Source organism: Rhodococcus sp. UNC363MFTsu5.1 (assembly GCF_000686785.1).
GTDB lineage: Bacteria > Actinomycetota > Actinomycetes > Mycobacteriales > Mycobacteriaceae > Rhodococcus_G > Rhodococcus_G maanshanensis.
Genome location: NZ_JMLO01000001.1, coordinates 578,263 through 591,142 on the forward strand (window position 1 = coordinate 578,263; position 12,880 = coordinate 591,142).

The 12,880-nt window shown below is 68.9% G+C and carries 12 protein-coding genes; 10 read left to right on the forward strand and 2 right to left on the reverse strand.

What is annotated here, in order from left to right; translation table 11 throughout:
- The first annotated feature begins 36 nt into the window (after window positions 1-36).
- Together pdxS and BR31_RS0102740 are read left to right on the forward strand one after the other, a co-directional pair.
- The gene (pdxS, locus tag BR31_RS0102735) at window positions 37-939 is read left to right on the forward strand and encodes a pyridoxal 5'-phosphate synthase lyase subunit PdxS (RefSeq protein WP_027499604.1); all 903 of its coding nucleotides are present in this window, start codon (window positions 37-39) and stop codon (window positions 937-939) included.
- 100 nt (window positions 940-1,039) lie between these two features.
- Window positions 1,040-1,858, forward strand: coding sequence for an acyl-CoA thioesterase (locus BR31_RS0102740; protein WP_027499605.1), 819 nt, complete (start codon window positions 1,040-1,042; stop codon window positions 1,856-1,858).
- Here BR31_RS0102740 and BR31_RS27260 read toward each other — a convergent pair.
- Complete coding sequence (locus BR31_RS27260) at window positions 1,745-3,550, reverse strand: APC family permease (protein WP_081830299.1); 1,806 nt, start codon at window positions 3,548-3,550, stop codon at window positions 1,745-1,747. The genes BR31_RS0102740 and BR31_RS27260 overlap by 114 nt on opposite strands.
- Window positions 3,551-3,758: 208 nt before the next feature.
- The gene (locus BR31_RS0102750; RefSeq protein ID WP_081830300.1) at window positions 3,759-4,886 is read right to left on the reverse strand and encodes a sodium:proton exchanger; all 1,128 of its coding nucleotides are present in this window, start codon (window positions 4,884-4,886) and stop codon (window positions 3,759-3,761) included.
- Window positions 4,887-5,430: 544 nt separating this feature from the next.
- Here BR31_RS0102750 and BR31_RS0102755 point away from each other — a divergent pair.
- From BR31_RS0102755 to BR31_RS27270, 8 genes are all read left to right on the forward strand, one after another.
- Window positions 5,431-5,838 carry a YciI family protein gene (locus tag BR31_RS0102755; protein ID WP_027499607.1) on the forward strand — a complete coding sequence of 136 codons (408 nt, stop codon included), beginning with the start codon at window positions 5,431-5,433 and terminating at the stop codon, window positions 5,836-5,838.
- Window positions 5,839-5,846: 8 nt separating this feature from the next.
- A complete protein-coding gene (locus BR31_RS0102760) occupies window positions 5,847-6,989 on the forward strand; it encodes an RNA polymerase sigma factor (protein WP_027499608.1) in 1,143 nt (380 codons plus the stop codon).
- Between the two features lie 62 nt (window positions 6,990-7,051).
- Window positions 7,052-8,293, forward strand: coding sequence for a hypothetical protein (locus BR31_RS0102765; RefSeq protein WP_027499609.1), 1,242 nt, complete (start codon window positions 7,052-7,054; stop codon window positions 8,291-8,293).
- 108 nt (window positions 8,294-8,401) lie between these two features.
- Complete coding sequence (locus tag BR31_RS30420) at window positions 8,402-10,483, forward strand: HNH endonuclease signature motif containing protein (protein WP_051636894.1); 2,082 nt, start codon at window positions 8,402-8,404, stop codon at window positions 10,481-10,483.
- Between the two features lie 19 nt (window positions 10,484-10,502).
- Window positions 10,503-10,955, forward strand: a complete 453-nt coding sequence (locus tag BR31_RS0102775) for a YbaY family lipoprotein (protein ID WP_051636895.1) — start codon at window positions 10,503-10,505, stop codon at window positions 10,953-10,955.
- 8 nt (window positions 10,956-10,963) lie between these two features.
- Window positions 10,964-11,602 carry a pyridoxal 5'-phosphate synthase glutaminase subunit PdxT gene (gene pdxT, locus BR31_RS0102780; protein WP_442970175.1) on the forward strand — a complete coding sequence of 213 codons (639 nt, stop codon included), beginning with the start codon at window positions 10,964-10,966 and terminating at the stop codon, window positions 11,600-11,602.
- Between the two features lie 80 nt (window positions 11,603-11,682).
- The gene (locus tag BR31_RS0102785) at window positions 11,683-12,435 is read left to right on the forward strand and encodes a YebC/PmpR family DNA-binding transcriptional regulator (protein ID WP_027499612.1); all 753 of its coding nucleotides are present in this window, start codon (window positions 11,683-11,685) and stop codon (window positions 12,433-12,435) included.
- A gap of 26 nt (window positions 12,436-12,461) precedes the next feature.
- Window positions 12,462-12,848 (forward strand): hypothetical protein, encoded by a 387-nt coding sequence (locus tag BR31_RS27270; protein WP_197023520.1) that lies wholly within the window; start codon window positions 12,462-12,464, stop codon window positions 12,846-12,848.
- Window positions 12,849-12,880 lie beyond the last annotated feature (32 nt).

The following is a 12,880-nucleotide window of genomic DNA, read 5'->3' on the forward strand; positions in this document are numbered from 1 at the left end:
AGTTCCCCTGACAGGTCACTACCGATGGAGTATGCCGTGAGCACCCCTGATACCGCCCCGACCACCGGCACGGCCCGCGTCAAGCGCGGCATGGCCGAGATGCTCAAGGGCGGGGTCATCATGGACGTCGTCACCCCCGACCAGGCCAAGATCGCCGAGGACGCGGGTGCCGTGGCGGTCATGGCCCTCGAGCGTGTGCCCGCGGACATCCGCGCACAGGGCGGCGTGTCCCGGATGAGCGACCCGGACATGATCGACGGCATCATCTCCGCCGTGTCCATCCCGGTGATGGCCAAGGCCCGGATCGGCCACTTCGTGGAGGCCCAAATCCTGCAGTCCCTCGGCGTCGACTACATCGACGAGTCCGAGGTGCTGACCCCCGCCGACTACGCCAACCACATCGACAAGTGGAAGTTCACCGTGCCGTTCGTGTGCGGTGCCACCAACCTGGGTGAGGCGCTGCGCCGGATCACCGAGGGCGCGGCCATGATCCGCTCGAAGGGCGAGGCAGGCACGGGCGATGTCTCCAACGCCACCACGCACATGCGGACCATCCTCGGTGAGATCCGTCGTCTCGGTTCGTTGAGCGAGGACGAGCTCTACGTGGCGGCCAAGGAGCTGCAGGCGCCGTACGACCTGGTGGTCGAGGTGGCCAAGGAGGGCAAGCTCCCCGTCACCATGTTCACCGCGGGCGGCATCGCCACCCCGGCCGATGCGGCGATGATGATGCAGCTCGGCGCGGAGGGTGTGTTCGTCGGTTCGGGCATCTTCAAGTCCGGCAACCCGGCCGAGCGTGCGGCGGCGATCGTGAAGGCCACCACCTTCTTCGACGACCCGGACGTGCTGGCGAAGGTCTCCCGCGGTCTCGGTGAGGCGATGGTCGGCATCAACGTCGACGACCTGCCGGTCTCGCACCGCCTCGCCGAGCGCGGCTGGTGACCTCCGGCACCCCGAACTGCTGAATCTCTCGACGCGGCCCCGCATCCCGGATGCGGGGCCGCGTCGTTGCTAGCGTGAGCACCGGTCGAAAGGGGTACGCATGTCGTCCATCGAAGAGATCCTGGAACTCGAACGGCTGGAGAAGGACATCTTCCGCGGCATCGTCGCGGACACGATGCTGACCCGGACGTTCGGTGGGCAGGTGGCGGGTCAGGCCCTGGTCTCCGCGGTCCGCACCGTCGAGGAGCGGTACCGGGTGCACTCGCTGCATGGCTACTTCCTGCGGCCGGGAAACCCGACCATCCCCACCGTCTTCCTCGTCGACCGGATCCGGGACGGGCGTTCGTTCTGCACCCGCAGGGTGACCGGGGTCCAGGACGGTCAGGCGATCTTCACCATGTCCGCCTCGTTCCACGTCGGCGACGTCGGGATCGAGCACGAGGACGAGATGCCCCCGGTGCCGAACCCGGAGGACCTGCCCGACACCTCGGAGATGATGAGCGAGGAACTGTCGTGGGAGTTCCGCGAGTGGGCGGACTGGGATCTGCGATTCGTGCCCGAGGACAAGGTGACCCGGCGCAGGGGCGTTCCTGCGCAGCAGCAGGTCTGGTTCCGGTACCGCCGCACGCTCCCCGAGGACCCCGTCTTCCACGTCTGCACCCTCGCCTACATGAGCGACATGACGTTGCTCGGCTCGGCGAAGGTGCCGCATCCGGACGAAGACATCCAGCAGGCCTCGCTCGACCACGCGCTGTGGTTCATGCGGCCCTTCCGTGCCGACGAGTGGCTGCTCTACGACCAGTCGTCACCGTCCGCGGGGTTCGGCAGGGCGCTGACCCAGGGCCGGATCTTCGACCGCGGTGGGAACCTGGTCGCGGCGGTCGTCCAGGAGGGGCTGACCCGGTTGCTGCGGGACTGATCGGCCCACCCGCAGCCACACTCTGCACACCACCGCGTCGGTCTCGCGGCGCAGCGCGCGATCCAGCTCGTCGCCCCTGTGGTTCGGCAGGATCCGCTGCCACGCGGAGTCCGGCTCCACCTCGCCGATCACCACGACCACCCGTCGGTCGGCGAGTTTGTCGTTGATGTAGCGGACCAAGGTCGGCGCGAGCCCGTCGTCGGCCCCGTCGAGCAGGACCAGGCGGACCCCCGGGTGCCACGCCTCCCACGCCTTGGTGAAGGCTCGCGGCGACTCTCCGGTCGGGCACACCCGGACCGCGACGATGTCGCTGCCCATCGACAGTCCGGCGCAGATCGCCTCGCGGCTCAGCTCGGAGACCTCGGCGACCGGAACGACGACCACGCTGCCCTGCACGGTGGGCGCGGCGGGCACCTCGCCGAGGTGCAATCGGTCGCCGATGGCCGCGTAGGCCGCCCGCACCCGCTCCATCAGGAACACGATGAGGGGCAGGGCCACCACGATGAGCCACGCACCCTCGGTGAACTTCATCGCGGTGGTGATGAGTGCCGCGACGGCGGTCAGCGTGGCACCGAATCCGTTCAGGCAGGCGCGCCACCGCCAGCCGGGGGCCCGGGTCAGCATCCAGTGCCGGACCAAACCGACCTGGGCGAGGGTGAACCCGACGAAGACGCCGATGGCGAACAGCGGGACAAGGGCGTTCATGCTGCCCCGTGAACCGATCAGCAGCACGGCGGCGAACAGTCCGAGGGTGAGCACGCCGTACCGGTAGACCTCGCGGGCTGAGCGCAGCGCGAAACGATGCGGCAGACAGTTGTCGTCGGCGAGCAGGCGCATCAGCGTCGGCAGGCCGCCGTAGGAGGTGTTCGCGGCGAGGGCGAGCAGAACCACGGTCGCGAATTGCACCACGTAGTAGCCGATCCCGTGTCCGAGGGACGCCTCGGTGAGCTGAGAGAGCACCGTGGTCCCCTCGACCGGGTGCAGGGCGAACTTGCCGATGAGGACCGCGAGTCCGATCAGCATGGTGCCGAGAAGGATGCCGAGTGCGACCTCGGCGCGCTGCGCATTCTTGACGCGGGGTTCACGGAAACTGGGCACCGCATTCGCGATGGCCTCCACGCCGGTGAGGGCGGCGCATCCGCTGGAGAATGCCTTGAGCAGCAACAGGACCCCGACGGTCTGGACGTTGGCGGCGACGGCGGTGCCCTCGGTGACGCTCAGTGGTTCCGTGCGGAGGAGACCGGCCACGATCACGGTGAAGATGCTGACGACGAAGATCGCGGTGGGGATCATGAAGGCTCTTGCGCTGTCCGCGATCCCGCGCAGGTTCAGCGCCGTGATCCCGGCCAGGACGGCCAGGCAGATCCAGGCGGTGTGGGGGAGCAGGGCGGGAAAAGCAGAGGTCAGGGCCGCGACGCCCGCGGCGATGGAGACCGCGACGTTGAGGATGTAGTCGATCACCAGGGAGGCCGCCGCGACGAGTCCGGTGCGGTGGCCCAGTCGGGCCCGGGCCACGGCGTACGCGCCGCCACCGTTCGGGAAGGCGGCGATGAGCTGACGGTAGGACGCGACGAGCACCGCGAGCAGTGCAGCGATGGCGAGGGTGACGGGAACCGTGAAGCCGAGCCCGGCGCCGCCCGCGACCGCGAGGACGAGCACGATCGCCTCCGGTCCGTAGGACACCGACGCCATGGCGTCCAGGGAGAGCCCGGCCAGGCCGGTGGAGACCGAGAGCTTGTGTCGATCGGTCTTTCGCTTGGGGCGTCCGGTGCGGGGTGCCCGGATGAGCAGTGCGGTGGTCACCGAGCGAGTGTGGTCCCGGATCGGATGTGTACCAGCGGTCTTGATGCTTCCCTTATGCCCTCGGCCGGGCTCTTGATGCGGCGTGGACACCGAGGCGTCAGCGGTGACCGTCGCCGTCACGGGTGAACGGCGCGGTCACGGTGGGAACGAGCTGCCTGCGGTTGAGCGTCAACGCGACCGCCGCGACGACCGCATAGACACCGCACAGGATCATTCGGCCCTGGGTCGAGGTGATCGCGAACTGGATGATGAACAGCGCCAACAGTGCCGCGGCGGACCGGCGGTGGAACCGCAGGGCAAGGATCAGGGCGACCCCCATCATCGTCTGCGTGGCGGTCAGCAACATCTCTTCGACCTGCCGCCCGTCGAGCATCAGGGCGGGTCCGCCGCCGCCCGCGAGATAGGCCAGCGGCAGTGATCCCACCAGCAGGGTCCATTGGTTGACCTTCGACGAGATCAGCATCGCGATCGCGGCCGTTCCCTTGCCGCGTGCCGCGAAGATGATCGCGATGGTGAACTCGGGCGCCTCGGTGGCGAGTGGGGCGACCCACTGTACGAGCAGGAACTGATCGACGCCGAGCTCGGTACCGGCGTGGACGAGGCTGTTCGCGAAGGGTTCCGCGCAGGCGACGATGACCGCGGCGGCGACGGCGACCATCGCGATCACCGTCGTACGGCGCGCGCGGTCCGGCAACGTGCCGATCGCGGCCGCGGTCCCGATCAGGTCGGGTTGCTCGACGTCCCCGCGGGTCAGTCTGTAGAGGTAGAAGCCGAACCAGGCCAGGAGCGCGGCACCGAACACCAGGTGGATCTGACCGGTCGCAGGGATGACGAACGCCGCGACGCCCGCGACGAGGAGGAACCCGAGCTCCACACGATTGCCGGACTCGAGGGCCAGGGCCGTGACCGGTTTGCCGGTGACTCTCTTTGCTGCTGCGATCGAGATCAGTACGACCAGGGGCCAGCCGATGCCCATCAGTAGTCGGTTCGAGCCGGTCATGTTGGCCGCCGCGTAGTGCAGGTAGGCCGGGTCGTGTCCGGCGGTATAGGCGAAGTAGAGATCGACCGCGTACTCGGGGAGCACCACGACCAGGGCGAGGACGGCGATCGCCAGTCCGCCGGAGACGTCGATCTGGGCGGCCTCGGCTGCCCAGGCGAGCAGGAAGCTCGCCGCGACAACGGCGGCCCCGTAGATCAGCAGGGCCGCTATCGGATTCGGGTGCATGCCCGAGAGTCGGAGTGCGAGTGCGGGAAGAATGAACACCGCGGTGATTCCCAGTGATCGCGGCAACACGGCGCGGTGGGTCGGAATATCGAGTGTCTCGGTTTCTGCCGAATTCGGTGAAATGGGTCTCAGGCCTTCGGGTCAACGGCCGCGGACTCGCCCGATCGTGAAAGAGAGTCTTCGGCCGACGGTGGAGTCGGTCCGAAGGTCTCGCTCGCCGAACAGCTTTCGCGTGTGCTGCCGGTGGATGACCGGGCGCGCTGTGGCGCCAGCATGTCGACCATCCGCCTCTGCCCGACCCTTGTCGGGATATTCAGAGTGAACTACTCCCCTTCGTTTTCGAATGCTAGCGGGGTTCTTTCGGGAGGCAAATTCGTGGCATCGGCTGAATTCGGAATTCGGTCGTGCATTCAGTTTGTTTCGGTCGCCCGCAAATGTCCGTCCGGCCGGTGTCCCGCGCCGTGATGTCGAGAACCCGTGACCGGCTCCGTCCCAGTGGTGAGTGCGACCACAATGGGTCACACCAGCACCGAGGAGAAACACGATGGCCAAGTACCTGTTGCTCAAGCACTACCGCGGCGCCCCGGCTTCGGTCAACGACGTGCCGATGGACCGGTGGACGCCGGAGGAGATCTCGGCCCACGTGCAGTACATGCGGGATTTCGCGGACCGGCTCGTGGGGACCGGGGAGTTCGTCGACGAGAACGCGCTCGCGCCCGAGGGGATGTGGGTCAGGTACGACGGCGAGGGTCGCGCCCCGGTCACCGACGGCCCGTTCGCCGAGACCAAGGACCTCATCGCCGGCTGGATGGTGATCGACGTCGACAGTCGCGAGCGCGCCATCGAACTGGCCGGGGAACTGTCGGCCGCACCAGGGGCGGGCGGCAAGCCGATCCACGAGTGGCTCGAGGTGCGCCCCTTCCTGACCGTGCCGCCCATCATCACGGAGTGACCTCTCCTGTGGACGAGGTGCTGCTCCGGAGCCTCACGCCACACGTCCTCGGGATCCTCGTCCGCCGCGGAGCCGACTTCGCGGCGGCCGAGGATGCCGTGCAGGACGCGTTGCTCGAGGCGGTCCGTGTCTGGCCGGCCGACCCGCCGCGGGACCCGAAGGGCTGGCTGGTCACGGTGGCCTGGCGCAAGTTCCTCGACGCGACCAGGGCGGACGCCGCCCGCCGCCGACGCGAGGACGTCGTGGAGGTGGAACCGGCGCCCGGGTCCGCGCCCGCGGTGGACGACACGCTCCAGCTCTACTTCCTGTGTGCCCACCCGTCGTTGACGCCGTCGTCGTCCGTGGCGCTGACGCTGCGTGCCGTCGGCGGGCTGACCACGCGGCAGATCGCCCAGGCCTACCTGGTGCCCGAGGCGACCATGGCGCAGCGCATCAGCCGGGCCAAGCGAACCGTCTCCGGCGTGCGGTTCGACCAGCCCGGCGACGTCGCCACCGTCCTGCGTGTCCTCTACCTGGTCTTCAACGAGGGCTACTCCGGCGATGTCGACCTCGCCGCCGAGGCCATCCGGCTTACCCGGCAGCTCGCGGCCGCGATCGATCACCCCGAGGTGGCCGGGCTGCTCGCGCTCATGCTGCTCCACCACGCCAGGCGCGGCGCCAGGACCGCGCCCGACGGCAGTCTGGTGCCGCTGGCCGAGCAGGACCGCGGCCGGTGGGACACCGCGTCGATCGCCGAAGGCATCGGCATCCTGCAGGCGGCCCTCGCCCGCGACCGGCTGGGGGAGTACCAGGCCCAGGCCGCCATCGCGGCACTGCACGCCGACGCGCCCACCGCCGAGGAGACCGACTGGGTGCAGATCGTCGAGTGGTACGACGAGCTCGTGCGCCTGACCGGCAGTCCGGTCGTCCGGCTCAATCGCGCGGTGGCAGTCGGCGAGGCCGACGGGCCGCGTGCCGGCCTGGCGGCGCTCGCGGTGCTGGACGACACTCTGCCCCGGCATACCGCGGTGGCCGCGTACTTCCACGAGCGCGACGGCGACCTGGCGACGGCGGCGCGGCTCTACGTCGAGGCGGCCGAGAAGGCAACCAATCTCGCCGAGCGTGACCATCTGACGCGCCAGGCCGCCCGGCTCAATGCCCGCCCTGGGTAACGTCGGCGGCGATTGCGACGAAATGGACATCGCGAGACGTACTCGCGGTGGGGGGAGTGTCCGTGGGCAGGCGGGGTGGGGGAGTCGGCGTCGACGTCGTGGTGATCGGGGCGGTGGTCGCCGTCGGGGTGGTGGTGGCCGGGCTGCTGAACGACATTGGCCGCGAGGAGTACTCGGCGCAGATCCCGGGATGCGACGTGGTGGAACCGGCCGTCGAGCCTCGGCGGATCAACATCGGGTGGGCCGGGTATCCGAGCTACGATAGCCCGCGCTACCCGTGGTTCTCCGGCTCGAAGGCCACCGTCATGACGGCAGCACTCGCGGGCGCTCTGCCTGAGGGCGCCGAGCTCGAGTTCGCGCCGCCGTCGCAGTCACTGGTCTTCCAGCCGATCCTGGACCTGAGTGACGCTGTCGTCGAGCCCGAGGGGGTCGATGCGGAGGACTTCGGCGGTTCGACGTCCGCGCAGGGGAAACTCACGCGTGGTTCGTCTTCCGGTTCGCTGACTGTCGACGTGCGCCGCGCGCGGTCGAAGGAGCCCCGGCCTTGCGTTGCGGGCGAACTCGACCGACGTTCGACACTCCGGGACGGGACCGTCATCGACATCCAGGAACAAGCGGGAGGTCAGACCCGTTCCGTCATGGCGTATCTGCCCGACGGGACCGGTATGTGGGTTCGCGCGGAGGGTGAGGAGTCGAGTCCAGCGCCGCTCACGATCGAGGAGCTGACCGCCATCGTGACCACACCCGGCCTGCGGGTGACCACGCCGGTATCGGCCGGAATTCCGCCGCCCCCGGAGCAGTGCTCCGCGAAGGAGGACGAGCCTGCCACCTACGAGTTCGACAGGGCGACGGTGGATCGGCTGAACAGGGTGCTGGATGCCCACTGGCAACTCCGGCCGGCTGGTCCCATGACCCTCGACCGTCCGCTCGGCTCGTTGCAGCTCTCCGATCTGGATGCCGGCCGCAGTGGTGTTTGTGAGGAATTGACGGTGACGACACCGGACTCGGAAAGCCTTTTGCGCGTGGCGATCACCGGCGAGGCGCCGCCTCGAATCCAGGAGCCCGAGCGCCCGGACGGTCCGCGACGGTCCACCTCGACGCTGCCGGACGGGACGGTGGTGGAGCGGGTCGAGCCCGCACCGTCGGCCGCCGGCGGGCCAAGCACGGAGACGATCCGATCGGTCACTGTGACCAGGCCGTCGGGCGCTCGGGTTCGGGTGAGCTCGTCGGCGCGGGCTCCCGCCGATCCGCTGGGTATCGACGAACTCGAAGCCATCGCGACCGCGCCCGGGCTGGAGCTGTAGCTTCGCCGGCTCGTGTCGGTGGTGCTGCGTAGAATCGTACGCATGTTCGATACCGGGGGGTTTCGGAGTGGCACCGCAGGTGAGAGTGCCTGCAACGACGACCCCGCCGTGGACTTCGAGAACGGGACCGACGCACTGGCTGCGTTGCAGGGGTATGCGCGGGCGGAGAACATCGCGGCGGCGCGCAAGGTGTTGACGTCGGCGGCGTTTGCGCGGCGGCAGTTCGCGTCTGAGGTGGATTTGTTCGGGGAGGAGTTCGCCTACAGGGCGGGGCGGTCGGCGGAGATGGAGACCGCGCTGGCGTTGGGGGTGAGCGCGGTTACGGCGGAACGGTATGTGGCGGTGGGCAATGCGTTGGATCTGCGGATGCCGCTGATCCGTGCGGTGTTCGTGTCGGGTCGGGCGGATTTTCCGCGGGTGTTCGCGATCGTTGATGCTGTCGCGGAGATTTCCGATGCGACGCTTGCCCTGATGGAGCCGCATCTTGCGGATGTGGCTTTGTATTTGACGCCGCGGAAGTTGGTGGCGGAGGTGATGCGGGAGTTGATCCGCATCAACCCGGCCGAGGCGGAAGAACTCCGCAAGCGACGCGAACGCCATAGTCGGCGGGTGTCGGTGACCGCGGACCTGCACGGCATGGCCCAGGTGTACGCCACCCTCACGGCGGCGGAGGGCCGCACCCTCGATTCCCTCATTCGGGAGATGGCGGGCACAGTGTGCCGGGAGGACCCCCGCACGGTCGACAATCTGCGGACCGATGCGTTCATGGCGCTCGTGCACGGCGAAACCTATCTGCACTGCCAGTGCGGACGCGATGCTTGCCCCACAGTGCACCTTCCGCGTCCGGAACGGCCGAAACCCGAGGTGCACATCCACATCGACCTCGACACGCTGTTGCGACTGGCCGACAACCCCAGTCACCTCGAAGGTCACGGGCCCATCGATCCGGAGCTGGCGAGGTTACTGGCCGGTGATGCGACGTGGCAGGCGGTGATCGCCGACGCTAGGCGCCTCGATGCCCAACGAAGCGCCGCTGTCGGCGATGAGCCCGACGGGGAAGGCCGTACGGACATCGTCGTGGACTGCGAAGGTGACTCTGCGTGTGATGCCAAGGTCGACTGCGACATCCGCGGTGACAACGGGTCCGACGGTTACTTCGGCACTGGCCCCGGCAACGGCGTCGACCCCGAGGGGCTCATCGAGACTGGCCGCGACGGCGCGGGCGGAGGGGTTGTAGGGGAGGGCGGCGCCGAGCCCCCACGCGACCGGCGGGATGTCCAGGCTTTGCGCGATGGCCTGGCAGGTGCCGATCCGGCGGACTGCGTGAACTGCGATCCGACCCGAGAATTGAAGGGTGACATTGGCTTAGGGAACAGCTCTGCCCCGACCTCACCACCCGGCGTTCCCGCCCGCTATCGACTCCGATGCCGACAGGCGGGGCACCTGCCGCCACGACACGACCCGCCAGCACAGCGTTCGCAACCGCCTGACGACCACACTCGTGGTCCCCGGGTCACCGACATCCTCGACGCGATCGCCGCCAACCCCGCCCTGCTCAACGGCCAGTACCCCGACGGGCACGGCGGCTACGACCATCCGCCCCGCGGAGCCCTGACCTACCGACCCAGCAACACAGTCCGCGGCGCCGTCTTCGACAAGTACGACACCTGCACCTTCCCCGGCTGCACCGTCAAAGCCCGCGACTGCCAGTTCGACCACATCGTCGAGTTCGACCCCGACAACCCCGACGCGGGCGGCTGGAGCGTGGAAAGCAACGGCGAACCCGCGTGCACCCGCCACCACCAGGCCAAGACCGACCGACTCTTCCGCGTCGTGCGCCTCGAGGGCGACGTGATCGTCTGGATCGGCGCACACGGCACCATCGGCGTCACCCTGCCGCTCCCGGCCGAGCAACGAACCAGCGTCCAGGCAAAGAAGCCTGCATCCCGACCGACCCCGCAACCACGGAGCCCGGCACCGCCACCGACCGAACCACCCGACCTCGGAATCTACGAACCGACCTGGTGGGAAACCCACATGCACCCCGGCGACCTACCCCCGACGCTCGCCGACCTCGCCACCATCACCGACCCCGGCCACCTCGCCCTGTGCGCGCAGCTGCGCATCCACCACGCCGAACACCAGGCGATCCTGGGCGAACGCCACCGCCACCAGCCCCCACCGTTCTGACCATCCGTATCCTCGACCTGTGCAGACGAGACGAATTCTGGAACTGACCCTCGGTGCTGCGGCACTGATCGCGGTCGTCGCGGCCGTGGTGGTGTCGATCGGGTCGACACCGGAGACCGCGCAGGCCGACAGCGTGGACGACACGCTCACCGTCTCCGGGAACGTCTCGTACCGCGAGCGGATCGCTTTCCCCGAGAACGCCGTCGTGACCGTGCGCCTCGAGGACATCTCCCTGGCAGACGCTCCGTCGACCCTGCTCGCCGAGCAGCGCATCGAGGACGCCACCGGCGTGCCGGTGCCGTTCGAGCTCGCCGCTTACCGCGGCGCCATCGACCCGAGGGCGCGCCTGGCCGTCCGCGCGCAGATCGAGGTCGACGGCGCGCTGCGCTGGACCACCGACACGGTCCACTCGATCCCGGTCGAGGGTGCCGTCCCGGCGCAGGAGCTCATCCTCGTGGCGGTCCCGCAGTGAGCGTCGACATGATCGAACGGACCTCGGCCACCATGACACCCACCATCGGCGTGCTGGCGCTACAGGGAGATGTGCGCGAACACCTTGCCGCGCTGGAGGCGTCGGGTGCCCGCGGCATCGGTGTGCGCCGGGTCTCGGAGCTCGAAGCGGTGGACGGACTCGTCATCCCGGGCGGTGAGTCCACCACCATGAGCCGTCTGCTCACGGTGTTCGAGTTGCTCGAACCGCTGCGCGCCCGGCTGCGCGACGGCATGCCCGCATACGGATCCTGCGCGGGCATGATCCTGTTGGCGGGCGAGGTGCTCGACACCCGGCCGGATGCCCAGTGCCTGAGCGGGATCGACATCACGGTGCGACGCAACGCCTTCGGTCGTCAGGTCGACTCCTTCGAGGAGGACCTCGACTTCGCAGGCATCGAGGGCGCCCCGATGCGGGCGGTGTTCATCCGTGCGCCCTGGGTGGAACGGGTCGGCCCCGGCGTCGAGGTGCTGGCCACGGTGCCTGACGGCCCGGCCGCGGGACGGGTCGTCGCGGTCCGCGAGGGCAACGTTCTCGCGACCTCATTTCACCCCGAGGTGACCGGCGACAGGCGCGTCCATCAGCTTTTTGTCGACATGGTGCGGGAAGTCGCGGTGGCCCGCGCGTAAACTGGCGCTACTGTGTGCTCCCCGCTGCAGCGTGCTCCGCTGTCGCGTGCGCATCTACGAACGGGAAGAGGGAACTACGCATGAGCGGCCACTCCAAATGGGCCACCACCAAGCACAAGAAGGCTGCGATCGACGCCAAGCGCGGCAAATCCTTCGCGAAGCTGATCAAGAACATCGAGGTGGCGGCGCGGACCGGTGGTGGTGACCCCGCGGGTAACCCGACCCTGTACGACGCCATCCAGAAGGCGAAGAAGACCTCCGTCCCCAACGACAACATCGAGCGTGCCCGCAAGCGCGGCGCGGGCGAAGAGGCCGGCGGCGCGGACTGGCAGACCATCATGTACGAGGGCTACGGGCCCAACGGTGTGGCGCTGCTCGTCGAGTGTCTGACCGACAACCGGAACCGCGCGGCGGGCGAGGTTCGTACCGCGATGACGCGCAACGGCGGCAACCTCGCCGACCCGGGTTCGGTGGCGTACCTGTTCACCCGCAAGGGCGTCGTGGTGCTCGAGAAGAACGGCCGCACCGAGGACGAGATCCTCGAGGTGGTCCTCGAGGCCGGAGCCGAGGAGATCAACGACCTCGGCGACTCCTTCGAGATCGTCTCCGAGGCCGCCGATCTGATCGCGGTCCGTACCGCTCTCGTCGACGCGGGCATCGACTACGAGTCGGCCGACCCGGACTTCCGTGCCTCGGTCGAGGTGGAGGTCGACGCCGACGGCGCCCGCAAGGTGTTCAAGCTCGTCGATGCCCTCGAGGACTCCGACGACGTGCAGAACGTCTACACCAACGTCGACGTCTCCGACGAGGTACTCGCCGAGCTCGACGCCTGATCGTGCGGTTTCGCGACGACCGCGACGTGAAGTGGCGGGTCGGCAGGCGTTGGCTGCCGTGGCGTCGGCGGACGAAGGTCCCCGAATGGGGAAGCAGCCTCGACAGCAACGGGCTGGGCGACGATCCGATCAGCGCGGTCATCGCCATCGTCCTCGCGGTGCTGATGCTGCCGGTCCTGTTGCTGGCGTTGCTCGTCGGCCTCGAGTTCCTGCTGCTGCTCCTGCTGCTGCCGCTGTGGGTGGGGGTCCGGGTGCTGTTCGGCCTGCCGTGGACCGTCGTGGTCCGTCGCGACGGCAAGGTCGTGCACGAGGAGCAGATCCGCGGTTGGCGGGCGTCGGAGGCCCGAATCGAGGCCATCGGCGCCCAACTGCGGGAAGGTCGCGGTATCGCCGCGATCCGCGCGAACAGGTGACCGCCGGCCGGCCGTGTCGCCACCCGGCCGGC